The sequence below is a fragment of the Nocardia tengchongensis genome (genome assembly GCF_054781395.1).
On record NZ_BAAGUM010000003.1, the window covers coordinates 1 to 24,989 of the forward strand.

General features: G+C 65.4%; 16 protein-coding genes and 1 pseudogene. 8 read left to right on the forward strand and 9 right to left on the reverse strand.

Translation table 11 applies throughout. From position 1 onward, the window contains the following. Positions 1-144: 144 nt before the first annotated feature. From ACYVKL_RS02850 to ACYVKL_RS02870, 5 genes are read left to right on the forward strand one after another with little or no spacing between them, the layout of a single operon-like run. Positions 145-660: an SUKH-3 domain-containing protein gene (locus ACYVKL_RS02850; protein ID WP_379171434.1), complete on the forward strand. Its 516-nt coding sequence runs from the start codon at positions 145-147 to the stop codon at positions 658-660. A 57-nt stretch (positions 661-717) separates the two neighbouring features. Then, entirely contained in the window at positions 718-1,047 is a 330-nt protein-coding gene (locus tag ACYVKL_RS02855) for a WXG100 family type VII secretion target (RefSeq protein WP_379171432.1), read from the forward strand. Further along, entirely contained in the window at positions 1,047-1,334 is a 288-nt protein-coding gene (locus ACYVKL_RS02860) for a WXG100 family type VII secretion target (RefSeq protein WP_379171430.1), read from the forward strand. The genes ACYVKL_RS02855 and ACYVKL_RS02860 overlap by 1 nt, the downstream gene beginning before the upstream one ends. Further along, the gene (locus ACYVKL_RS02865; protein WP_379171428.1) at positions 1,331-2,812 is read left to right on the forward strand and encodes a WXG100-like domain-containing protein; all 1,482 of its coding nucleotides are present in this window, start codon (positions 1,331-1,333) and stop codon (positions 2,810-2,812) included. The genes ACYVKL_RS02860 and ACYVKL_RS02865 overlap by 4 nt, the downstream gene beginning before the upstream one ends. A gap of 16 nt (positions 2,813-2,828) precedes the next feature. Continuing rightward, the gene (locus ACYVKL_RS02870) at positions 2,829-3,920 is read left to right on the forward strand and encodes a hypothetical protein (protein WP_379171426.1); all 1,092 of its coding nucleotides are present in this window, start codon (positions 2,829-2,831) and stop codon (positions 3,918-3,920) included. 462 nt (positions 3,921-4,382) lie between these two features. Here the strand turns inward: ACYVKL_RS02870 and ACYVKL_RS02875 are convergent, their stop codons facing one another. Together ACYVKL_RS02875 and ACYVKL_RS02880 are read right to left on the reverse strand one after the other, a co-directional pair. Further along, a complete protein-coding gene (locus tag ACYVKL_RS02875) occupies positions 4,383-6,935 on the reverse strand; it encodes a hypothetical protein (protein ID WP_379171424.1) in 2,553 nt (850 codons plus the stop codon). Positions 6,936-6,964: 29 nt separating this feature from the next. Beyond that, positions 6,965-8,374, reverse strand: coding sequence for a hypothetical protein (locus ACYVKL_RS02880; RefSeq protein ID WP_379171500.1), 1,410 nt, complete (start codon positions 8,372-8,374; stop codon positions 6,965-6,967). 406 nt (positions 8,375-8,780) lie between these two features. Here ACYVKL_RS02880 and ACYVKL_RS02885 point away from each other — a divergent pair, with 406 nt between their 5' ends. Together ACYVKL_RS02885 and ACYVKL_RS02890 are read left to right on the forward strand one after the other, a co-directional pair. Then, positions 8,781-9,002, forward strand: a complete 222-nt coding sequence (locus ACYVKL_RS02885) for a hypothetical protein (protein WP_379171422.1) — start codon at positions 8,781-8,783, stop codon at positions 9,000-9,002. Positions 9,003-9,154: 152 nt separating this feature from the next. After that, complete coding sequence (locus tag ACYVKL_RS02890; RefSeq protein WP_379171420.1) at positions 9,155-9,859, forward strand: DNA/RNA helicase domain-containing protein; 705 nt, start codon at positions 9,155-9,157, stop codon at positions 9,857-9,859. Here ACYVKL_RS02890 and ACYVKL_RS02895 read toward each other — a convergent pair whose 3' ends face one another. The 3 genes from ACYVKL_RS02895 to ACYVKL_RS02905 form a co-directional block, all read right to left on the reverse strand. Next, positions 9,860-10,378: a hypothetical protein gene (locus tag ACYVKL_RS02895; RefSeq protein ID WP_379171418.1), complete on the reverse strand. Its 519-nt coding sequence runs from the start codon at positions 10,376-10,378 to the stop codon at positions 9,860-9,862. It lies immediately after the preceding gene. 225 nt (positions 10,379-10,603) lie between these two features. After that, positions 10,604-11,629, reverse strand: coding sequence for a CBS domain-containing protein (locus ACYVKL_RS02900; protein WP_379171417.1), 1,026 nt, complete (start codon positions 11,627-11,629; stop codon positions 10,604-10,606). A 1-nt stretch (position 11,630) separates the two neighbouring features. Continuing rightward, positions 11,631-13,433 carry a GmrSD restriction endonuclease domain-containing protein gene (locus tag ACYVKL_RS02905; protein WP_379171416.1) on the reverse strand — a complete coding sequence of 601 codons (1,803 nt, stop codon included), beginning with the start codon at positions 13,431-13,433 and terminating at the stop codon, positions 11,631-11,633. Positions 13,434-13,615: 182 nt separating this feature from the next. Here ACYVKL_RS02905 and rnhA point away from each other — a divergent pair. Further along, positions 13,616-14,050, forward strand: a pseudogene (gene rnhA / locus ACYVKL_RS02910) (ribonuclease HI); the annotation flags it as partial. A 423-nt stretch (positions 14,051-14,473) separates the two neighbouring features. Here the strand turns inward: rnhA and ACYVKL_RS02915 are convergent. The 4 genes from ACYVKL_RS02915 to pglY form a co-directional block, all read right to left on the reverse strand. Beyond that, complete coding sequence (locus ACYVKL_RS02915; RefSeq protein ID WP_379171413.1) at positions 14,474-16,654, reverse strand: DEAD/DEAH box helicase; 2,181 nt, start codon at positions 16,652-16,654, stop codon at positions 14,474-14,476. Next, positions 16,651-17,967: a BREX system ATP-binding protein BrxD gene (brxD, locus tag ACYVKL_RS02920; RefSeq protein ID WP_379171411.1), complete on the reverse strand. Its 1,317-nt coding sequence runs from the start codon at positions 17,965-17,967 to the stop codon at positions 16,651-16,653. Before brxD ends, ACYVKL_RS02915 begins: the two co-directional genes overlap by 4 nt. Positions 17,968-18,032: 65 nt before the next feature. Continuing rightward, complete coding sequence (pglZ, locus tag ACYVKL_RS02925; protein WP_379171409.1) at positions 18,033-20,906, reverse strand: BREX-2 system phosphatase PglZ; 2,874 nt, start codon at positions 20,904-20,906, stop codon at positions 18,033-18,035. Continuing rightward, positions 20,903-24,832 carry a BREX-2 system ATPase PglY gene (gene pglY / locus ACYVKL_RS02930; protein ID WP_379171407.1) on the reverse strand — a complete coding sequence of 1,310 codons (3,930 nt, stop codon included), beginning with the start codon at positions 24,830-24,832 and terminating at the stop codon, positions 20,903-20,905. Before pglY ends, pglZ begins: the two co-directional genes overlap by 4 nt. Between the last annotated feature and the right edge of the window lie 157 nt (positions 24,833-24,989).

Genomic DNA, 24,989 nt, shown 5'->3' on the forward strand with positions numbered 1-24,989 from the left:
ATGGTACTGCACTCGACAGGGTGTGGGAGAGTAGGACACCGCCGGAACATCCTTCGCGAAACCCCCTGACTTCGGTCAGGGGGTTTCTGCGTTTGTCCATCAAATCGATACGTGCGCAGTGACTTCCAGTACCGAATAGTCACTATGCGCTACTTTTGGCCGAATCCGGTGACGTTCCACGCCCTCGCCGCAGCGGGCTGGACCCCTTCCCGTCGAATCGACATCACCGACTGGACCGACCAGTTGGAGTCCGAGGGCTTCGCTGTCTCGCGTCCCGCCGCAGCCGTCCTCCAGAGCTTCGGCAGACTGACTCTGCAGCCTCCGGAACTCTCCTCCGCCCTATGGTCCGCAGACCCCTTATTCTTCGACCCCATCGACGTAGCCAGCGGCATGTACGACCGCTACGCCGATTTCGAGCAGGCACTGGGCCGCCGCATGACCCCGCTGGCAGCCAACGCCGCCGGCACCACCTTCCTCTTGATGCTCGAAGACGGCCGAGTCGTCTCCGACGGTGTCCTCTCCCTCGACCTCGTGGCCCCCACCTTTCCGCAGGCCCTCGAGGTCATCATCCGCCGCCACCTCACCCCGTCCTCGATCCTCTCCTACCACCGCCCCCGCCCCCGATTCACCACGGAATGGATGCACGCCCCCGCCGGCTAGTGCGCGAAGTTTGAATGTCGCCCTCCACCAGCGACTTCCGTAACTACCTTCGTGCGGATGGTGGGGATACTGAACATCGACCCGGCCGGGGTACGAGCGGCCGCGGAGTGGCTGGATCGTGCGGCCCAGGATCTCGCGGACGAGGTGTCCGCGCACATGCGGCAAGTCCGCGAGTTCCTCGGCAGCGATTGGCAGGGTGACGCGGCGGGTTCGCACGAGACGCCGTGGACCGATTGGGAGGCCGGCGCCGACCGGCTCCTGACGTCCTTCCGAGCCGACGCGGATCTTCTCCGCCGGGTGGCCGCGGAACACACCCAGACCGACCACCACCGCGCGCAGGCTCTCACCCAGGCCGGCCCGGGCCTCGACTTGCCCGGGGTGCTGTAGTGGGCGACTATCGGGTCGACCTGGGAGGCTTGCAGCACCTGATCGACGGCACAGCCAAACTGGACTCCACGATCGAGGCCCGGATCGCCGCGATCGAGCAGCGAGTCGACGAGCTGCACATGGACTGGTCCGGCGACTCCGCCCGCGCCCACCGCGCAGCCCACGACGACCGCGTAGCCGCGGTCGCCATCATGCGCGAGGCCTTGCGAGCCCTCCGCGAGAAGCTGGCATCGGCCCACGCCGCCTACGGAACGGTAGGTGCCACCAACGCGTCCATGTGGCCATGAGCCCGCCCCCGACGGTCCCTCTGATCATCTGCCGAGCAGACGAATACACCTCTGCCGGAGAGGTTTTCGGAACTCTCGGTTCGGACGCTCTCGACACCCACACCGGCCTCCTCGCGGTCCTGCGCGCGAACGCCGGCATGGCAGGCAGCGACACCATCGGCCAGACCTGGTCCACTGCCTACGACCAGGCAGCTACCGCGGCTCTCCAGGCCTCGGCCCAATTGGTCGCAGCCGCAGCGCAAGTCCACGACTTGATAGTCGTCGGCGCCTACAACCACGAATCCGGCGAGTCCGCGGCCAACCACAACGACGTCGAACCGCCCCCGCCACCCGTTCTGACCCCACCGTCCTGCCTCCCGGACGAGGCTCCCTCTGCGGCAGGCGATGGCATCCCCGAGCCCTTCGGCTGGTCGATCATCAAGGACGCCGTCGGCGCAATGTGGCCTAACGGCCACCAGTCCGAACTCCTCGCGGCCCAGTCGGCCTGGTCTATCGCGGCCGCGAACTTCCACACCATGGCCGGCACCACCTCCCAAGCCATCGATCTCCTCACCAACCAACAGTCCGAGGAAATCCCCGCCGCGATAGCCGCCGCCCAGTCCCGCCAATCCGACCTGAACGACCTCGGCGCCATCAGTACCCAACTCGCCACCGCCTGCGCCGACTACGCCCACCACCTCGACGAGGCCCACCACCAAATCCTGGAGGAGCTGAAGGACCTCGGCCTCGAAACCGCCGCGGTCGAACTGGGCCTCGCAGTCCTGGCCCCCGTCACCGCCGGCCTCTCCGAGTACATCGGCAACACCGCCTGGGCCGCCCGCATAGCCGTCAAAGCGGCCCGCATCGCGTCGATCATCACCGGTTTGGCCACCAAGGCACAGGAATCCGCAACCCTGGTCGGCGCCCTCGCCACCCGAATCCAGGCCCTGGCGGCGAAGCTCGCCAAATGGGTCCAGGAGGCCTCCGCAAGGCTGGCAGTCTTCGGCCGCCGCACAGGTTCCGTCCCCAAACTGAAGACAACCTCCATGAGCCCCCACTACAAGGGCGAGAACCTCCCCGGAAACTCCATCTGGCCAGGCCAATCCGTCCGCTACCTCACCCCCGAAGAACGTCAAAGCTTCCAACTCACCATCCACGATGGCAAGCTCTACGACGCCACCGGCACCCTCTTCGACACCACCACCTCAGCGACCCACTTCAACGACGGAAGAGCAATCTTCGTCATGGACGAGAACGGCACCCTCTACGCCTCGAAGTTCCACTCCCCAGGTGAATTCCACCACTCCAGCTTTCTATCCGGCGCCCCGGTAGCCGGCGCGGGAGAGTTCGAAGTAGTCAACGGCGAAATCCGCTTCCTCACCGACTCCAGCGGCCACTACCGCCCCGGCCAAAAGTTCTCGAACCAGGTCATAGACCAACTTCGCAGCGAAGGCCTCCGAATAGATCCCACCCAGATCGACCTGCGAGCCCCGAAGTAGCAAGAGAGGATTCGACATGACCGAGCCATGGCGGGCAGTTGTCACCGCCGTCCTGTACCGAACCCAGTTCGCCAGTGCCCTCGGCGACACGGAGGCCCGTCGCACCGCAGAATGGCTTGTTCACCAACCCCTCTGGGACCTGACAGTCGAAGAGGAACACCAAGCCCTCACCACGGCCCTCGACTCCAACACGGCCCTCGACCCAGTCGTCCATACCCCATTCACCGAGGCAGAAAAGCGTCATTTCCTCACCCGCATAGTCGCCGACCTCGACTCCATGCGCCCCTGGCCTGACCGTGCTTACCGAGAGATCCCACTCGAAATGTGGTCAGAGTTCGTCCACCTCGACCCCATCGCCCGAATCGACCTGTCCTGGATCGACATCCAGCCCATCCTCGGAAAGATGTTCCGAAAGCCCGCCGGTCACAACCGCGAGGTACTGCTGCTCCGCCTGAAGTCCGGCACCGAAGTGGGCTTCATCTGGCCCGGCTGGCACGACCGAAGCGCAACCGCTCTGGTAGCGCGTGAGAACAACGTGAACGCCTCCGCGATAGTCCAGGAGATTCTGTCGTCCTCATCCCTCGACCCCGCCAAAGTGACAGTCCTGCCGACCCCCTCGGCCCCCATACCCTACGAAACAACCCCACTCCGCCCCGAGTTCGTAGGCGAGCACCTTCCAGGAAACACCCGCTGGAACGGCACCCACGTCCGCTACCTCACCCCCGCCGAACGCATCCCATACCAGCTCACCATCACCAACGGCCTCCTGTACGACGCCCAAGGCGCCCCCTTCGACACCACCACGTCCCGAAACCTCTGGACCCCCCAAGGCGGCCGAGCCATCTTTGTCATGGACGCCCACGGCACCCTCTACTCTTCCCCCCACCACATCCTCGGCCAGTTCCACCACTCCAGCTTCCTGTCCGGCGCCCCAGTAGCCGCCGCCGGCGAACTCTCCGCCAAATCCGGCCACCTCCACCTCATCTCCGACCACAGCACCCATTACCGCCCACCCCGCCGCTTCACCCGCCAACTCCTGGACAACCTCCGGCGGCATGGCATCGACATCCCCGACAACCAGGTTGAATACCACATGCCCCCGAACTAGTCCCGTTCATGCTGGGGCTGGTTGTCGAGCGTATGAGCTGTCACCGTCCAGACAGGTGGCATGTTCCCTGATCGTTGACAATGGCTTGTTGGAACCCGGCACACTGCTGTTCCTCGAACTTGAGGGCTGCATCATTGCCGATATCGTGAACCAGGCGGGGCTTGGATCGCTCAGGACCCGGACTGCGGTAAGGCTCGGTGGGTAGCGGACCGTCACCGGCCCCTGCGATGGTGCGCGGACGCCGCAGGCGCGGATACCTGAACCACGACAGGGTTGGCGCAGCAGATTATTCCGAGGCGATCGGCAATCCCGAACGCCGCGTGCTGTCCGGCCCGGATGCGGGGTCTATCAGGGCCGCAATCTGTACAGAATCGCCTACGAATTCCTTGACAGGATTGCCAGGAACTGACGGAACCGTGCACGCCATCCCGCGACGATGCTGCTAATCACCACGATCGCCGATCAGTGTCCTGGCTCGACCAGCACTGCCAGCAGCCGAGCCAGATTGGTCTCCGCTTCCTCGGCAAGGGCCGTCACTGATGCCGGCGGTGGTGTCAGTCTGAAATTGGCTCGCGTGGACGGGAGGCCGTCTGGGCTGCCGAGAACCGTGATCGGTGATCCCACCGCCGATATCGGGTAGATCCGCCATCTGCGAGTGCGAGCGTCGCCGAAGGCGAGTGTGCTCCCGCAGCGAATGACGGTGCAGTTCCCCGCATTCGAGAAGACGATGACCGTGCATGGGTTGCCGGCGTAGGTTGCGATTCTGGCGGCGAGCTTGCGGGGATTGCTGTCGATTCTCGCGACCCATGCACCGTCATAGAATTCTGCCTCGATTCCCTCGGCTTCGAGGGTTTCGCGGATCTGGGCGTGCGGATCATCGGCCGTGGAGCGCGCCAATTCGATGACCTTGATGATTCCACCCTCTCCGGGGATCCGGGAGTAGCCTCGCGAGCTGGGGATGAGGTACTCGTCGACCAGGTTTTCGTCCGCGTATGCGGCCCATTCGCCCAACTCCTTCCACGCGGATCGCAGGATGGTGTCCTCGGCCGCTCCGCCGTGCAGGTTGGCGTCCTGGAAGAGAAGCGCCAGACCGACGGCGATCAGCGTGCAGAGCGCGTCGGCGGCCCGCATGGGCAGTGCGTCGTACTCCTCGTCCGTCGGCCTTAGGGTGGTGAGTACCTCGGCAAAACCGGTGCGCCACTCGTCATCGGGTCCCCACAGCCCGGCGGCGAGCAGGTTGAGATACAACCGGTTCACCAGCATCCGTATCTCCAACGGCAGTAGGGGATTCCGTGCGAGGTTGCCGCGTAGTTTTCCCGCCCATCGCCGCCATGCCCCATGCTGTGACGGGTCCAGATCCAGCGGTTGTCGGCCGTCGATCCGGGGCTCATCATCGAGATCGGAGTCTTCGTCGGCGAGATCGAGGGAGTAGTCCATGTCGATGGACCATTGCTCGGATCGTTCGGTGTCGGCGCGTCCTTCGCCGGGGAACAGGAGCCCGGCCAGGGACGGCCCGACGGTCTGTTGGAGGTGTTGGATCCACGCACCCCAACGATCGTCGTTGAATCGGGCGGCGGTTTGCGTTGCAGTGCTGCCCGACGGCGTCGTCACCCGATGCTCGGCAATCGTGTTCATCAAGCGCAGCAGGTTCGCATGGAACTGCTCGGCGAGGGCCGGGTCGTTGATGACATCGCCGTAGGCGTAATCCACGGCCAATCGTGGCAGCGAGGGATCGAATGAGCGCGGCTGACACCGTACCGTATCGGTGGCGAAGACGACCGAGGAGAAATAATGGCGGCCATCCACATCCATGTGGCCGCGGATGGCGGCCCCGGCGGCCTCTATGGTCTGGAGAACCGTGGTTGTCCGCCCGGGCTGCGCGATCTGGAGCCGCAGGGCCTGGTGCCAGCTGCCGGGTGCGCCGGTCGGCGAGGTCTCGATGATGACCAGGCCCGCGCGCCCGAGCAGCAGTTCCAGCTGAATGCCGTTCTTGATGCACCGCGCCCCGAGCAATGTCACCGGGGCGGCGGGCCGCGGTGTCGAATCGGCCCGGATCGTCGATGTTGAGCGCACCTCGCGTACCGGCAACGAGACGCCGCCGGGAACCAGGGAGAGGGGTGCCGAATACCACACGGCGAGTTCACAATTGCCGCGTTGCCAGGTGGTGGTGAGCAGTGCAGCGCGGCTGAGGTTGGGACTTCCGACCAGCGCGACCCGGCCGCGGGCGGTCTGCCATTCGATGAGCTTCCCGTGCGAGGTGCGGTCGTCCTCGATGGCGCGGAAGGTTACTTGGGGAACCGATGAAACTGCGGCAACGAGACTTTCGCCGTGGAATCGAGTCTGGCTTGGCTGCAGCGCGACGGTGAGACTCTCGGGCTCGAACCGGGTCACCAGCGCCCGGACCGCTGCTGACTCGCGGTCGTGGAACGGTGCGCTGATCCCAAGCGATGCGACCGGACCGCCGGGCAGCTCGTCCAGGATCGGAATGTCCAGATTGCCCAGGATCCGCAAACCGGATGGCGGTTCCAGAATCTCGGCCGGGCGGATCATGGCCGTGATGGTGGCCAATGTCTGGGCGGTCCACTCGGGCATCTCGACAACATCCGGCAGCCGAGTGAGCCAGGTCGCGAGATCCACGAACGCCGATGGCCCGGACCTGCGGGTGGCCTCGACGACGAGCCACAGCTCATTGTTATAGCCCCACCCGGACATCGTGGGGTTGCCGGAACCTATTGCAACCCAGACATTTTCCTCCCCGACGAACACCACCAGCTTGGGATGGAAAGCCCCGCCGCACCTGGCATTCGCGTGCTGATACGTGCGTCCCGCGTGCCGTACGTCGACCGGATCGTGAAGTCCCTGATCGGCGTCGGTGAGAATGGTCAGCCTGGCGCCGAAATGCCGTACGCGCGGCACGAAATATTGCTCCAGAAAGGTGAGATCGTGTGTGTATCCGGTGATCAACACCTCAGCGAGTGAGTCGTTTTCGGACTCCCACCGGCGCAGCAGCGTCAAGGGTGAATGGAATTCGAAGTCTGATTCGGTCATGCTCGAAGTTCCAGCAGATCGCGGCCCAGATCGGAAACAGTGATGCTATTTTCGTGGATTTCGAGTACTCCGAGCTGCACGGACAGGTCTCCGAGCTGCTCGAGCCGGAGCCCGATATTGTCCGCGCTCTCTCTCGCGACGGCGGTGTATCGGCCGTCGTATTCGCGTAGCTTGCTGAAGATCGTCATCCGGCCGTCGGGTTCGAATCGAAGCTTGCGGAGCGCGACCCGGCGCGATTGTGCCAGCATGTCGTCGGCGATCGCACAGAGGAAGTCAGGGAGCGACCGATTCTCATGTTCCTGATATTGGTGGCGGACCCACAGAGGATTCAGGAACTGGCGTCGTGTCGGGTGCCCGCCGCAAAAGGCTTCCAATGTCAGTCCAGTCAGCTGCTGGTGGCGGCGTGCGCCGAGGACCAGGATCGCGAGTTCCGCCTCGCCGGCGCGGAGATGTTCGGACACTTCTCTCTCGGCGGGGTAGGGATGGCCTCGGTCGTCGACGGTGTCCGGGCACGATGCCATGAACTCCCGTACCGATGACTGTCGGACCAGGGTGCGAAGCCAATCGTGCAGCGATTCCCTGGTGACGGGTTCGCCGTTCTCGAAGACATGCGCGATGAGCGTCGACCACAACCGCCGCCAGGCCCCTACCGAGTGGTGTCGCAGCAATGTCCCTCGCCACGCCTGCGCCTTTTCTTCCTGGGCGAGAACAGGATCCGAATCAATGGCGGGCCCATAGGCAATCGTGTTCTCGTACAGCGCAGCCCAACTCGGTTCGGAGCTTTGCTGGAGTTGCACCGCGCGGGCCAGCATCCGGAATACCGATCTCCGGGTCCTGTCGTTGCCGCTCTGTTCTCCGGCCCCGGAACTCGTCGCCAGCAGGATATCGCGGAGCGGCGCGACATCGTCGGAGTCGATGCTGATGTCGGCTAGCGCGGTGAGTTCCGTGATGTCGCCCTCGGTGACGGGTCGAGCGAGGACCAAGTCGAACAAGGGTGTGAACATGCCTCGGACCGATGGCGGGCATCGTCGAGGACCTGCCCGCAGCGCCCGTTCCTCCACGGTGACGGTGCCGAGCGTGGCGCTGGGACCGCCGTATTGCGACCAGAATCCCCATTCCCGAGGCGAATACGAGTCGCCGCCGGAGTCCGACATCCGCGAGGCCGCGCCTTTGTCGACGCGAGACCGGACGCGATCGGCGCCGTGGAGGAGCGGGGCGAGCGGGTCCTGGTCACGATTTTCCAGAGAGGCCCAGGCGAGCGCGGCTTCGGAACGCCGGAGTACGGTGCGGCAGGTCTCGGCATCGAGGTCGCGCTCGGCCGAGAAGTCGGCGAGGGCCCAGTACAGCGAATAGTAGCGCCCGAACTGCGTCAGGGTGGTAACACCGGGAACCAGCTTGTCCACCATGGTCAGCACCGGAGGCTCCACCGCCAGCGGATACCGCCCGGTGCGATGGTCGAGTCCAGGTACGCACCACGCGGGCCCGTCGACGCGAATTGACGACATATCAACGATACTCGCGACAGCTACACGAACGAGATTACGTTCGAGGACCTTGCACGCGCATATTCGTGCGCCCGAAGAGAATCGGTTGTTTTCGTCAAAACCACTCCTGGACAGTCTGATTAAGATACTCAGTGATCGGCCCGGTTCGCAGGTCAGCACGGATTTTATACAAGCCGCAGGGCGCGGGTGCGAATCGACCGATACGGTGACCAATTGGCTTCGCTGGCCGCTGCGAGAGCGGTGTGATGCGATGCCCAGGTCTCCGGTCTCGGGACCCGTGAGCGCTCGGTGCGCGTGGTTGCTGGCGATGAACGAACTGTCCGCTGACTGCGGCGTGCCCCCTGAGCGTGAGGCGCTCGATCGCTTCGGCAGATCCCTCAGCGCGTTCGAAAGACCACGAATGGTGCACCTGCGCGGGCTTCCCGGCATCGCCGTCCGCCAGATCCTCGGCAGCGACGGTGACGACGCGGTCACCACCGCCCGGTTCGCCTGGAATGGAAAACAATTGCACCAATCCGAGTGCAGCTGATCACATCGTGAGATCGTCCAGCATCGCCTCGAGCTCGGCGCGTCCGCGACTCGGGACCGGCATGGTTTCGTCCAACCGAAGGTTCGGTGGCAGGGGCGCGTCAGCGATCAGGTCGTCGATGGTGAAGTCGTCAGGTCGAGCAACTGATCGATGTGGCGTGGGTTTCGGTCTTTCTGCTCGATAAGAACCAAGTTGTGCGGCCCGGAGAGTCGGGTTCGCGAGCCGAGATCGAGCGGGCAGGTCTCGATGCCGGCTGCGCGGTAGAGGTCTTGCACCACGACTCCCATCGACACCACCGCGACCGCCGTCTGCATCGACGCGGCTCGACAGCCAGCGCTCTGAAGGGCAAGGGCGATGAGAGCTTCCAGGTGACCAGTCGACCGACCCCGTACGCACTTGAGGACTGGGTACGGGGGCAACGAAGCGGCACCGCACGTCTGTCGGCCGGCTACTGCTGGCCTTGGAGCTCGAAACCGGTGAATGTCGACGGTCGGCTGCGATTGGTCGATGACATCGATATCAACGGCTGGCGACGACCCTGGAATGCCTGGCCGGACATCAAGGTCCCGGACGCACCCGACTCGTACTTCTGGGCAACTGATCCGCGCGGCATCGACCAGGTGGGCTGCATTTACACCGCGCAGGGATTCGAATACGACTGGGCGGGCGTGATTTTCGGCCCGGACTTCGTGCGCCGCGGTGCACATTGGGTGGCGCGACGCGAGTACTCGCATGACGGCAAGGTACAGCAGGCCGACGACCGAGACTTCGCTGCCTTGACCCGAAACACGTACAAGGTCTTGCTGACCCGCAGTATGCGTGGTGTGGCTGTCTACTCGACCGACCCTGAAACTTAATCATTCCTGGAGCAGATGGCGCACTAATTCCGCTGCGGCCGGTGCCGGATCCGCCGATTCGATGACGAATCCGAGATCCTCGGGACTGAGCCGGATCGTATCCGCGCAGCCGGAGGCTATACGGAGACGGATCGATTCATGCAGAGTTCTGGGCAGTTTTCCGACCGGGATGTCATCGATCTGCCCAATCAGAGCTAGGTCGAATCGATGGGGATAGTAGATCCTGTTGTCGGCGATCTCGTTCGGCCAGAACGGATCATCGCCCTGCTCGACCTCACCCATACGTCCGATCACAGTGATCGTCACTGTGACCTCCATGGGTTCCCAATTAGCGGCTGACGGGCGGGAGACACCCCGGCCCTGGGGGTCTTTCGCGTCCGACACGATCAGTCCGATGGGGAAATCGAGAACAGCGGACTGGCGGATCCGGCTCAACCCCCAGCGGCGGTGATCCAGTGCGAATCGAACATTCTCTCTTCCGGCTCGTCCGACATAGGTCACCATTACATTGAAAGCCATTGCGCACCAATCGATATCCCTGAGTCGGCTGTGTGGCATGTCCGACCAGAACATCTGTATCACAGGTCCGGCGCGACGATGGAGTGGTGTCGGTCGGATGGAGAGGATGGCGAGTGGCTCCAGGTACGGCAGAGGGCTGAGTGCCTATCGGTCGACGCGTCCGCGGGAGGCTTGTCGGCGCAAGTGAGCGATCAAGTCTGTTTCAGTGGGGGCAGCGGGTCTGGTTCACTCAGCCGGCCCCAGGATCCCGGACAGCAGCTCGAGCTGTTTCAAATCCGCTTCGGTGATGGGCGCGGTGTGAAAGTGCGCAATCGAGTTCCGGATCTTGCGAACGGATTCGAGCAGGCTCAGGAACATGGTTCGGTCCACGGTCGGCCAGCTGAGCGCGGCCCAGTTCTCGTCAGCGTTCTGGCAACCGTGATTCAGCATGGTCCTGTTCGCGAGCAGACTGATGTACTGGCCGAACTGCAGGTCGTCGATCTTGCCGGTCTTCTTGGCGTTGGGCTGGACCTGCATGATGGCCTCGGCGTCGAGCCGTGCGCCCAGTAGCTTACGCAGCCGGAGTTCGATATCGCCGACCATGAAGTAGGGGCGTGTGACCTCGTGGAATCGCGTCGATAGATCCGCCAAGGTGATTTTGCCGCAGAGCTTGCCCATGTCGTCGCGGACCAGCACGTAACCGTGGGTGCAGATCGTCAGCAGGTGCTTGTCGAACAGCCTGTCATCGAGACCTGCCACGTGGCCGGATTCGATGGAATTCGCCAAGGTGGGCGTTGTCGAGGACTCGAGACGGCGCGCGATCGACTGCCACGTGAGCACCCCACGTAGGTGGGAGTCCCCATCGACGACCGGGAGATGGTTGATTCCGTCGCCGCGCATGGTCGTGACAGCCTGCGCGAAGGTGTATTCCGACGATACCTTGGCGAAGTCTTGCTGCGACGAAGGGATGTCGCTGATGAGAAACGGTCGTTGCGGCATGGCACCGACGGGTGCATCGTCGCTGTCGATCTCGAACTCGTCCAGTGGGGCCGATGATTCGTCGAGCTCCAGGAACTCCAATTGTTTGTCGTGGGGGCACAGGGCGAAGCTGGGTTTTGTCGTCAGTTTCGCACCGTGAAGGGCGGACTCGACGACCGGAACGCATGCGTAGGTGCGATGCGTGTAGCCGAAGAACGTCAGCAGCTCGGCGACGGTCTTCTTCTGTCCCTTGAACTCCGACCGGATCTGATCGGGGCTGGGTAGTTCGGTCATGTCAGCGCTGCTCCGGTTCGCGGAAGAGGGTGCCCTTGCCCATCGCGGATCCGACCAGCGTGATGAGTTGTTTGGCGCGGTCGGCGTAGAAGGCCTCGAAGTCGTCGGCACGCAGGGCGGTCGGGCTCATCAGATGGGTCGCCACCACATCGTCGAACCATTCGTCGCGGGTGCCGGATTCACTGGCGAGGAGGGGCAGGTACGAGCTCGGAGCGCCGACGACGCTCCGGCTCGCGCGCAGTGAGAGCGGCGTCTTGTTGACGATGGAGTTCGCCCGGCTGCTCGGTATCCCGTTCTTGGCACACCATGTTTTGGGAAAGACCTGGCGAATATCGACCGCGTATTGCACCAATGTTGTCGGGTGCAGCGATGACTGGTTGTAATACCAGTCGACCGCGCCCTGTTTGGCGAGCAGTGCGTAGATGCCCTTGTACGCGGCACTGTTCCGTGTGCTGAGAGTGTCGAGCCGGTCTTCCAGGAAGACCGCCTCGGTGACTGTGTCCGGGCTCGAGCCGTCGCCGCGAGTCCAATCGATGAGCTGTTCGAGATCGCGGGGAATGCGGCTTTCCGTTGAACCGCTGTACATCTCGCCGAGCACGCCGCACCAGTACCAGCGGGTGATCTTCTCCATGACGGCCTCGCCATCGAGATCCTCACCAAGGATCGCCCGCAGAGCGGCCAGCGGCAGGAGCTGTGTCTGATATGGCAGGTCGGCATTGCGCACGATGCACTGTGTCGTGAGGAAGTCGCCCACCCACGCGAACGCGTCGCGCAGGCGTGGGGCCAGTCGATCGAAGTCCAGCAAGGGCAGGCTCAGCAGGTCTCTGCGCTTGGCCGATACCGAGGCGGCGAGCCCGGCTTGCTTTCGTTCCCAAGTGTGCACCAGGGTGACGGCCTGCAGGAAGTCGGTATTGCTGAGCCCGCCCTCGGTACCGTTGTCCTGGCGTTCGAAGACGGGGTACGCCGTCGCGAGCTCCTTCTTGATCTCTCGCCACGTTTCCGGCAGCCGATAGTAGTCTCCGTGTTCGCTTTCGTAGTCACGGTCGCCCGCATACGAGGCAGTGAGCAGCTCGAACACGTTCAAGGGGACGCCGCCGGTGTTGACTCTCTCGAATACCGCGCAGACGGCATCCGGCGTAGTGGTGGCGTCGAGCTTGATCATCGGGATGAGGTACGACCGGATGTGTTGGAGGACAGACCCTTCGAAGCTGGTCCACGACGACCAGTTCGCATCATCCAGCTTTACGTACGTCCGTTGCCATGCGTGAACCCGGTCGATATCGAAGACGATGTTCAGTGGGAAGAGCCCTGCGCGGCACTCGGATTCGGTATCCGGGAGGTGGATCTCGATCGGGCGTGGGAATTTCGTCCGCCAGACCTTCTCGGGAGTCACCGCGACGATGGCCTCGTCCCGGTCGGAGGGCGCGTGGATGGCCTTCTTGACGTCGATGTAATACCAGCAGGCGAGGTCGTTGCCCCGCACGTCCCGGGTCTGGACGGGTGCGGGCATGAACAACGCTTGACTCAAGGAGGTGAGACGCTGCTGCCCGTCCAGCAGCAGGAGGTCCGGATCGGTTCCCTCTTCGGCAGCCGATCCGATGAGCGGCCGGGCGCGGAAAGGCGACTTGCCGCCGGTCTCCATCGTCATCACTACCCCGAGCGGGTAGTCGAGGGTGATGGTCGCGATGAGTTCGCGGATGCGCAGGTCATCCCACTTCCAGTCGCGTTGGAAGTCGGGAAGCTGCATCGCACCGGTCTTGATCAACTCCAGGACCGTGTGCAGCTTGGGACTGTCGAGCGCCAAGATCGTTCCCCCGTGGGCGTCGTTCGGATGCTGGTTTGCGCGTAATACCAGATATCACAAACGAATTGAGCAGGCGCAAGGTATTGCAGGCTGACTGGTCGGTTCTCTGGTGTGGTGTCCAGCGGGTCGTCGGTGTGAGAGTTGTTGTCTCCGTGCAACTTCAGGTGTGCGACGCTAGCCTGATGATCGTGGAGGTCGAGATCTATACCGATGGTGCGTGTAGTCCGAATCCGGGACCGGGCGGGTGGGGTGCCGTGCTTCGGTACGGTTCGAGTGAACGGGAAATCCACGGCGGTGATCCGGGGCCGACGACCAACAACAGGATGGAGCTGACCGCGCCGATCGAGGCGCTCGAACTACTCAAGTGGGCATCGAAGGTTCGGATCTACACCGACAGCACGTATGTGCGGGACGGCATTACCTCCTGGGTGTTGAAGTGGCAGGCCAATGGGTGGACGACCGTGAAGAAGGAACCGGTCAAGAACGCAGACCTGTGGCAGCGGCTGGTGGCGGCTTGTGAGGGGCACGAGGTCGAGTGGGAATGGGTGAAAGGACATGCCGGCCACCCCGAGAACGAACGGGCCGATCGGTTGGCGGTGCGCGGCGCTCGCGAGGCTGGCGCGACCGAGGAACAACCCGGCAGACCGGTCCGCCGCGAACCTACGGTCCATCGACCCGCCAAGGTGACGGCTGCACTCTGTCGAACCACTACCAAAACCGGTGCTCCCTGCCCGAATGGTGCGGGAGCATCAGGGCTTTGTCATATTCACGATCCCGCTCTGCAGTGCGGTGCACGCAACGCGAAGGGCAAGCCTTGCGGCATCGCGACCGGGGGTGGTCGATGCAAGACCCACGAGGGCGCAGAACGCATGCCTGAACCGCAGACGCAGCCCGAGCTCGGCCTACTCGACATCTAGGCGGTCTTTCCCATCGAACTAGTCAGTCAGACAGACCGCTTCGCTTTGGTCACCACTGCGATGGCACCGCGCGGTGTGATCGGCCAGCGTCCGCGACGATTGCTCGCGATGGCTGATCGATCGTCAGATCGACGGGGTGACGTGCCACTTCCGTGGCTCGGACAGGCATGCGCGTGCCCCGGGCAGATCAGCCAGCCGCGCCGAGACGGTGGCGGCCGCGAGTTGCTCGGTTAGCAGCGCGGAGAACTTCAGCCCGGCGGCGGCGCGCGGATCGACGCTCGGCAGCGTCAGCGACGCGGTGTCGATGGATTGGGTTGCCGCGCGCCATATCTCCGGGGTCAAGTCACTTCTCAGCTTGATGGATACATCGGTCGGACGCTGATTCGGATCGGCGATGGCCTCGAGCGTTGCGGCCAATGTCGCATTCGCGCGGAACCCGGCCCACGTCCACCAGCGCGCCGCTTCGTTGCCGCGGGTGATCAGGGTCGCGCCGGCCGCGACGGTTCCCGCGCGCTCGGCTCGTTGTTCGGCGAGAGCGGTATCCGCGCGTCGAGTCAGCGATACCAGCGGGTCGGTGCCGAGGAGCACCTCGCGCATGGCGCGCGTGAGTTGATACGACAGTCCGCGCAGTCCGGTACTGGACCATTTCGCCACGCCACCGCCCTCCGCGGGTTCGACGAAGACTCGGCGGCGCTTCCAATCGATATAGGTGACTTTCCAGCTGCGCCCGGCCAGCAGTAGTAGGCGCGGGCCGGGACGGTCGTCGGTAAGCACCGAGGTGTCGGTTTGCCCGACTTCCTGCCGACCGGCCAGAACGGTGAATTGTGGTGGGGCAGTGAACGATGCCGTGAGCTCCAGGAAGTTCCTGCGACCGAAGCGTTTCTCGGCTTCCGGGCCGAGGAACAGCAGACCCTGGTCCTGATCGAGGAAGCCCGATTCGATCAGGTGGCTCAGAATCGGTGCGGCGGTGCGGTCGAAGGGGTGCAGACCATTCCATTCTTGTGGCCAGATCCGGTCGCCGAGTGTCGAATGCTGCAGCGTGACCGCGAGCAGCTGCTGGGCGATCAGGTGGCGGGGTTCGGGTGGCGCGGTTACCGGTTCGACCCAGCCACGACTCCACAGCAGCAGCAGTCCGGCCGCCTGCAGTAGCGCGTCCGCGCTGGTGGCCAGGAACAGGCAGTTGCGGGTGCTGTCGGGACGGCGTCCGGTGCGGCCGATGCGCTGCAGGAAGGACGCGACCGTGCCGGGGGAGTCGATTTGGATGACCCGGTCCAGGTCGCCGACGTCGATGCCGAGTTCGAGGGTCGAGGTGGAGACGATGACGCAGTCGCGGGCCTCGGCGAAGGCTTGCTCGGCGCGGGCGCGTTCGTCCCTGGACAGCGAGGCGTGCGACAGGAACACCGTGATCTCTCGCTCGCGCAGGGCCGCGCCGAGCTGCTCCACCTGGCGGCGGGAATCGCAGAAGACGAGCCGTTTCTCACCACGGTGCAGTGATGCGATGACCTTGGCGGCATTGTCGAGCGAACCGACGTAGTCGAGTTCCACCTCGCCCGGCGGCGGGGCGGGCGCGGCGTGAGCCGGAAACAGCTGCGGTGTAGCGGACTTCCGTTCGTCGGCCGCCGGAAGGTCCGGTGCGACCACGGTGCCGCGCCGGGCGCCCGCGCCGGATCCCTGGAGCCAGGCCAGCAATTCGTGCGGATTGCCGACCGTGGCAGACAATCCGACGCGTTGAATCGGATGACCGGTCACCCGTTGCAGTCGTTCGAGCACGGCGAGCAGGTGCCAACCGCGATCGTCGCCTGCGAAGGCGTGGACCTCGTCGACGACGACGGTCCGGATATTGCTCAGCAGCTCGTCGTGATCGGTCTTGGTTCCGATCAGCATGGCTTCCAGCGATTCCGGCGTGGTGAGCAGGATATTTGGGGGTTCGCGGCGGATGCGGTTGCGTTGTGAGTCGGCCGTATCGCCGTGCCAGAGCGCGGCGCGGCGGCCCAGCCATTGTGCATAGGTGTCGACTCGGGTGACCAGATTGTTCAGCAGGGCCTTGAGCGGGCACAGGTACAGGATCGAAATCCCTTGCCAGTCACCGCGGGTCATGGCTGTGAGGAGCGGGAAACTCGCCGCCTCGGTTTTGCCGCCCGCGGTCGGGGCCAGCAGCACCGCGTCGTCGCCCCGCAGCAGCGGTGCGATCGACTCCCGCTGCAGCGGTCGAAGGTCGGGCCATCCGAGGGAGTTGGCGATGTGGTGCACGATGACGGGATCGAGCTCGTCGATCGGATCAGCGGCCTCCGGCGTCTCGCTCACAATTCGAGGTCGATGTCGTCGGCGGCGACGAGATTGCGTTCGGTGTCGGTCAATTCGTTGGAGCCGACGGTCAATCGGTAGTGCTGGCGCGGATCGAAATCCGGGAATTGGTCGATGCGATCGAGGACGTCGCCGACGAGCTTCTTCAAGAACAGTCGCGGTGCGACGCCGACCTTGCCGCCCAGCGATCCGGTGACCGCCCGCGCGAGGTCGGCGATGTACGCGTCGTTGGCGACGGCGATGATCCGATCGCCGTTCTCGGCGCCACCGGCATATAGGTCCCGGATGGTGATGCCGAGGCCGATCAGCGAGTCGAGGGTGAAGCCCGGCAGCCGCAGCTGCACGGCGCGCGGATTGTCGAAGCGCGGGTCGGTGGTGAAGTCGGTCGCCAGCCGCTGCGCCAAGGGGGCCAGGCGCTGCACGCCCTGCTGGCCGTCGAAGAAGGCGGGCGTTCCGGTGATCAGCAGGTACAGGCCCGGGAAGCGGCCCGAATACACCTCGTCGATGAGTTGGCGTAGCGCGTTGAGCGCCTTGTCCCGGGCGTCGGAGCGGACCCGTTGCAGGGTCTCCACCTCGTCGAGCACCACGAGTAGCCCGCGATGACCGCTGTCGCGCAGCACGGTCAGCAGGCCCTGCAGGAATCCGAACGCACCGAAGTGGTCGAGGTCGCCGCGGACACCGGCGGCCCGCCGGAAGGAGGCCGCGACGTTGGGTTGACCACCCAGCCACGCCAGCACGGCGGCTGCCGTGGCGTCGTCGCCCTGTAGTACCGCTGAGCGGTAGCCGCGCAGCGCTGTCGCGAAAGCCGGTGCGTGCCTGGAAACTTCGGCCAGGCGCGCGGTAAGCAGCGCATCGACGGCCGCGGCCAAGTCGTCCTCGGTGGCCCCGTCGGAGAGCGCGTCCTCCTCGAGGGCGTAGAACCAGGCATCCACCACCGGGCGCAGGGCACTGGGCGGGAAACTCGACGTCGTCAGCCGCTCGGTGAGCCGCCGATACACCGTCTCCAGCTTGTGTAACGGCGTCTCGGTCTCCGAGATCTGAATCTCCGCGACCGCGAAGTTCCGGCGCTTCGCCCGCTCACCGAGCCATCGGGAGAAGAACGTCTTGCCGGACCCGTATTCACCGCGCACCGCCTTGAAGACCGCGGACCCGGATGCCGTGGCATCGAGTTCGGCATCCAGGGCTGCCTCGAATCGATCAAGCCCGGTGGCGAGTAGATCCAGTCCGCTGTCGGGGACGGCGCCGCGGCGCAGCGCGTCGATGACGGCGCGCCGGCGGACCGCGCTGACGGGCAGGGGCTGGACGCTACTCACTCGATCAGTTTCGCACGGCGCCGGGGCGGTTCCCGGGCCCGCGCCCGGCTCGGTGGCGTCCACGGTCATGACAATCCGAACTGATCGCGGAGGGTGCCCGGATGTAGGCGCAGCGTGCGGCCGTCGGGGAGCGTCTCCAGCACCTGAACGCCGTCGACATTGAGCAGCTGGCCCAGGACGGCCGCGAATCCGCTCGCGCGCGAGATCGGATAGTCGACTCGCTGAGCCAGCGCGGTGGTCGACTGCGGGCCGTCGAGCAGGGCGCGAACGGCCTTGTCCAGCTTGATGATCGCCGGTTTGCGTGCCAACTGCTCGAGCTGGGCTTCGAAGACCGGCGACGCGAGCAGGCTCGCGACCAGATCGTCGATCGGGCTCGTGGCGGTCGATGCCAACGCGAGTACGGGTTCCGCGGGCATTGCGATGTCCAGGGACATCTGATCGGTGAGCTTCTCCTTGATCTGGCGTTCCATCTTCTTGGCCCGCTGTGGTGGTGGCGCGACCGCCTCCGCGGGCGCCAGGATCTCGGAATCGTCCTTCCACCAGCCAGGGCGCTGGTCGCCGAGTTCCCGCCAGCCCTTCGGCGGGTCGGCGTCGAACGGCAGGAAGGCCAGGATCGGGATGGTGATCTCTGCCAGTGACGCACCGCCGTGGTATCCGGCCTTCTGCGTGGTGTAGCGGGAGTCGTTGTCCCACAGGGCGACAATGGACGCGTCGGGTTCGGGCCAGACCACTCGTGGCCCGCTCAGCGCGACCTCGGTGTCGCCCAGACGGTCGTGTTCGGGGGCGGGGAGCCGATGCCGGGCCGATTCGACACCGGCGGCCTGGATTCCGACGCCGTGCCGGTCGATGACATGGCCGTGGTCGCTGGTGATCAGTACCGTCATGCCCTGCCCGGAGGCGGCGCCGACCAGTGCCCGCAGATCACCGATCTCCCGTGTCTCCCAGCCGGAGTCGTCGAGCTTGGCCTCCTTGGCGAGGCGGTCGTCGACGGTGTTGAGCACGACCGCGACATGGCAGTGGGGGTCCGCGAGCGCCTCTGTCAGTTCCGGGCCGAACCGATCACCGGGTTCGCTCCGCAGGTGGTTCTTGTGGAAGACCTTCGCCTTCTTCGCGCCCCAGAACTTGTGCTCGGGAAACAGACGCTTTTCGACCGTCTGATCGCCCTTCATCAAGCGTCCGGCGAACAGGGAAGTGCGCGAGACGGCGGTCAGGCTTGGCAGCGCGGCGGCCATGGTGCGACGGTACGGGCGGCCCGCGCCGGGCAGCGGATCGTATTCGGCGAAGGTGCTGCGCAATTCGCCCGCCAATTCGGTCGCGATGGCGGCGCTCATACCGTCGACGACGATCAGCAGGATCCGGCTGTCGGCGCTCGCCAGTGGCCGCACCACCCGATGCAGGAAGGATTCGACGGTCAGCATTGACCCGGGATCGGTGCCCGCCTCGGTCCAATTGGCCAGGGTTTGGGCGAACTCTCGATCGAACTCGCGGCGCAGGTCGCGTGTGCGCCCCACGATGGCCTGATAGGCGACCCGTAGCGGGGCGTCATCGTCGCCGCCCGCGTCAAGGTAGTCGAGTGCACGGTCGGCCCAGGCGGTGTCTCGCATCTGGCGGTCCAGGGCCCCGGCCACGGATTCGACGGTGGGGTCCGGTTGCGTGTCCAGCCAGCGGAACAGGCGCTGCGCCATGCGAACTCGGCTGATGCGAACCCGGTGGTCAGGGGCGAGGGTGTGGTCGCGCAGCCGGTCGACGGCCCGATCGATCGCGTCGCGGGCCTGAGCGATCTCCGCGGGCTGGTTGCGGTCCAGGGCTTCGATCCCTCGGCCCAGTGCCAGGCCTACCGCTGTGAAGCGCGCTTCGAGACCGGTGGTGAGGGTCGGACTGGCGGTCGCGGCCTCGCCCGCGCCGAACTGGCGGATCAGCAGATCGGCTTGGGCCAGAACGGTATCGGCGGTCTTGCGCGCCTGCCGCGCCGTTTCGTCGGCCTCATCGTCGAGGTCGGCTGCGGCGTACGCCTTCTCGAGGGCGGCTCGGACATAGTTCTCGCAGGTGCGGCCGAAGGCGGCGAGCACCCCGTCGAGTGCCGTTCCCGAGGCTGGTGGGTGATCACCCAGCCAGCGCTCGACGCGGCCCCGGGCCTGATAGACGAGATTGCTGGGTGCGGCGTGCTCCCACAGCGCCGCGCACGCCAGACCGTAGGCGACCGCCTCGCCACCGTGACCGGTGCGGGTCAGTGCCGCCAGGACACGTCCGGCGGCACCGGACTGTTCGGCCTCGCTGAGGAATTCGATGAGGCCGTCGCGTTCGGGGCCGCGCAGGTCGAGCAGCAGCTGCGGGCCGCCCGGACGCTGGGACCATTCGAGGAGGGTCTGCGCGTCGATGCGGTCGTCGGTCACACCAAGTTGCAGCCGTCGGGCCGCCAGGGCGGCCAGCGCGGGAGTGCGCGCCAGCACGCCGCCGGCCAAGGTCGAGGGCCAGCGGTGCGTACCGGAGGCGTCCAACAGGGCCTCGCACGCCCACGTCTCCCGCTTGAGTCGCGGGTCGATGGCGGTGGCCCCGAAGGTTTCCCGCACGACATCCCACCGGTCGACGGCGTAGACACGGCCGCGGTGGGTGCGGGCGAGGATGGCCGGGTCGAGGTCGTGTTCCTCGACATCGGTCAGAACCACGAGCACGCGCGGGTCCGGTTCGATGTCGCGAGCGTGCTCGAGCACAGTCTCGTGCACGGCCAAGGGTGACGGCGCGACCCTCACCCGGGCTCGGCGGCCGTCTCCGAGCGTCAGGACCGGATCACCCTCCCATGCCGGTTCTCCGCGCAGCAGCAGGGTCTCCGGCGACCCCGGCACGGTGAGGATCTCTGAGAGTTTCGCATGCGCGGAAAGATATTGGGCGACTGTATTTCTCGACAGCCGCAGCGCCGTGGGAACCGACACCCGGGTCATTCCACGACCCGCCAGCTGATTTCGATCCTGGTCCCGGGTTCCAGCTCTACCAGCTCGGCGAGGTCGATGGACAGCTCCCGCACCGCCTCACCCACCGTGGTGGTGCGACGGCCCGCACGGCCGTCGGTCTGGGTGTTGACCGGTGACGGGGTCGGAGCATCGGACTGAGTGAGGTTGTGGGCCTGCTGACCGTTGTTCTCGTAATCGACCCGCACTGGAGTGGGGTCCTGCGGACGAACGGGTGTGACTTTCGCCGAGTTCTGCGCTTCTTTGATGCGTTCGGCTTCTTTGAGGCGCTCGGCCTCGCGCAGCTTGCGGGTCGAGAGTTCGGTGACCTTGACCCCGGTACTGCGCAGTGCCTCGGCCAGATTCGCGGACCTCTGGTCGGCGCGGGCGGCGGTGCGCAGCGAATCCAACAGGGCGGCACCCTCCATGCCGAGGTGATTCGCTTGCCCGAGCGTGTCCCAGGCGGCGTGGGTGAGCGCGGAGACCACCTGCTCGGCAGTCTTGATCGAGGTCGCGTACCGGTCGGCATTGACCCCCGCCAGATCGAAATGCGCCAGGGCCTCGACCGTCTTCTTCGCACCCGCCGAACCGCCGCCCGCCCCGGCAAGTGTGGTGAGGAGCGTAATCGAACGCCGGGCCAGGGCCAATCGTTCGTCCGGCTCGAGGTCGTCGAGGGCGAGGAATTCGGCGTGCTTCTCGAGCTGTTCGACCAGCCGCGAAGCGGGATCGCGGTATTTGCCCGCCGCCGTGACGATCTGGCGCGCGAACTGCTGCACCAGCCCGCCGCGCCGCAGCGTCGGGGGCTTCTCGCCGAAGATGACTTCGAAGCGGTTTCGCGCAGTGTTCCAGTCGGATTCACTCGGCAGCGGCTGCGTGCGCAGCGCGTCACCGGCTTGGATGCGGTTGAGTTCGGGAGTGTCGATGGGCACGCCGCCGCGTACCCAGACCCGATCGTCCATTTCCGCGAACGCCGCGATCACCAGGTTTGCGATATGTGATTCGAGGCCGCGCTCGCGGGGCAGGTCGGTCCAGTCCACGAGCTTGATGACCGACAGGTCACCGGTCTCGCCCTGATTCTGGGCGGTCGCGCGGAAGTGGTCCGACCAGCGGCGCGACAGCTCGAAATAGGCTTCCTTTTGCTGACCCAGGCCGAGCGGTTCGGCGAGGGTGCGCATGAGGTCGCGATCCTTCTGCGTCACCTCCACGCGCCCGTCGCGCGCCTCGGCCGCGCCACGGACATGCGTGAGAACCGTTTTCGCGTCGGCCAGTTTGACGGCCTTGCCGGTGTTGCGCGGGTCCAGGTTCGGGTGGTCGGGGAACTGGTAGGCGAGCAGCTTGTCGGCGACGAAGCGGATGCCGTCGTACATGGACTGTCCGATGGACACGGTCAGGCCGTCGATGTCCGGCAGCGGATAGAACAGCTGCTCGAGATCGTTGGTGACGTCGCTCGGCTTGCGATCCGCCAAGCCGTACGCCTGCTTGAACGCCCCGAGTACCTGCTTACGCAATGTCTCGCATTGGGATTCGAGCAGCTGCTTGGCACTGGCCCGGTTGTCGGGATTGAGATGCTGGGCGTACTGGGTGTCGAACCGGTAGGGGTCGGCCAGTGCCTTGGTGATGACCAGCAGCCGGCGGAAGTCCTCCCAGCGAGGCTTGGTCAGATGCGTGGGCAGCCAGGCGACCGTGCGGGGATGATTGCCGCCCTGCGCGGTGCGCAACCGCTGGATGCGGTCTGCGTCCTCGATGGGGGAGTGCTGCCCCTCGTCGTACGGCAGATCGATGACGATCCGCCAGTTGCCCGCGACCGTGGGCTGCAGGTCCTGGTTGGGCAGGTTCTCCTCGTCGCTGACGTTGCCGAAGATGACCTCTAGCACCCGGTTCGAGCCGCGCCACACCAGTCGCAGCTCATCGGCGTCGTAGCGGCCGTCGATGCGGTCCACGCCCAGCTCGTCGCACAGCAGCTCGCGCGCCAGCGCCGCCCGGTTGGACGGGTTGTCGTTGGCCTGGGCATTGGCGATCACCGTCTCCACGTCTACGCCGGAGAGCTCCAGGCGCACACCGGGATTGGCATCGGTGCCGGTCAGCTTGATCTCGGGGAACCGGGAGGCCCATTCGGCGACGTAATCCTTGATCACGGTCTCTTCACGGCCTGGGATCATGGAGGTGATCGACCCGTGGTTGAGCGCGCCGAGCCGCCGGATCGTCAAGTCCCGCAGGGACGGAACGCTCGGGGCGAGGGCCGCCAGCAGGATCGTGCAGATGAACCGGTTCTGGCCGACGAACTTCTTGCAGTTGCCCGCGAGCTTGGGATCGGTGACGGTGTCGCGCCGATTCACATAGGCGTCGACATCGTCCTCGGTGACCTCACAGGTGCTCAGCAGGTACGGGCGCAGTCGTGTCTTGTAGAGCTTGTCGGCGGCGTCGAAGAGCACCTTCTTGTCCGCCACGAACGGCCGGTCGCCGCCCCGTGTGAGCTGCTCGTAGAGATCGCCGAGCGGGATCAGGTCACCCAGTCGCAGTTCGTTGCGATGATCGGCGAGCAGCTGCCCCATCAATTTCAGACCGGTGCGTGAACGCTGCAGCGCCGCCGAGATGTGGACCAGGGTGTCGAGGAAAGCGGGGGAGAAGGGGTAGCTCAGGCGGAAGGACGCCTCGTCCGCACCGGTGGTGCTTTCATCCGAGCCAAGCAGGGTGTCCCAGACCTTGGGCCCGAGCTTCTTGGTCTTGTCGAAGGCGGCCTCGATCTGCGCCGCCGCGTCGGCCTGACGCGGCTTGAGCAGACGCGCGTGCGCGATCTGCGGCAGGTTGCGGTCCTCGAGGCTGATCAGCTCGAACCGTCCCGACGCGTGGTTGAGGGCGTCCTGGATAGCGGACTCCGCCGCTCCCGCAAGCTCCTCGCCGACAAGCTCACGCAGGTCGCGCTGGCGGGCGACAAAAGAGACGATCGGGATCGCGCGGCGGGCGTCGCCGCCCTCCCGGAAGTTGGTGATCTTGCTGGCTTCCCTGGCCACCCGCTTCTCGTCGTGAATGAGGCTGGCCAGCCACAGGATCAGCTCGTCGAGGAACAGAATGATGCCGTCGTAGCCCAGCGATTTCGCGTGGGCGGCAATGACACTGAGCCCCGCGTCGAGGGAGATGAACCCGCTCTCGTCCTCGGCGGCGCGCTGGGTGAAGCCAGGCAGCAGCGTGGTGCTGGCGTCGTGCACGAGTTTGGCGCGCAGCTCACGGGGCGTGGTGGGGTTCACCAGGTTGAGCCCGCTGGCGTCCTGCGCTTCGTCCGCGGTGAGCGCGGCATCGATCCGCTCGCCGGTCCAGAACGCGCCCGAGTCGCCCCACTCGTCGTCCTCGTCACCGGCGTAGTCGCGGTTGAGGGCGGCGAGGAACGACTCCTCGCCCATGGTGGCTCGCAGCTGGCGCAGGTCGGTGAACAGCGCATCGGTGCGGTACACAGGCGGAATCGGCGCGTCCGGATGCACCTTGCGCACGAACTCGACGTACCCGCCGAGCACCCGCTGCTCCATCGATTTGGCGTCGATCATGTGATACGGCACCATGAGGAACTTCTTGCCCTCGGTCAGCAACCACTCGTGCTTGGTGAGCACCGGATCGAACTCACCGCGCGCGCGAGCCGCCGAATTGCCCGACAGCAGCGCGTACAGCACCGCCATGAAATGCGACTTACCGGAACCGAACGACCCGTGCAGAAAGGCGGGCTTGGAGGTGTTCCCATCGAGCGCGGACTTGATCAGCGACAGCGCCTCGTCGAAGTTCCCGAGCAGCCGCTCTGTGAGTACGTAGTCCTCGACGGCCTTGGTCGACCCCTCGGTGGTCACCGCGTCCGCCAAGGTCAGCACGTAATCCGACCCGGCGACGTGTTCCTTGATGTCGATGAGGTCGCGCAGCAGCGGACGCTGGTCCATCACCTATCCCCTCCCGCCATGGCGGCAGCGTGTGTCGTTGTTGAGAACACTCGATCTCGACGCCAACCCTATCGCGGCGGTCGGACAGCCGACGTCCGTCGGTCGGAGGTCAGCATTGCGCGGTGGCATCCACCACGCGGTAACCCATGTTCGCAGG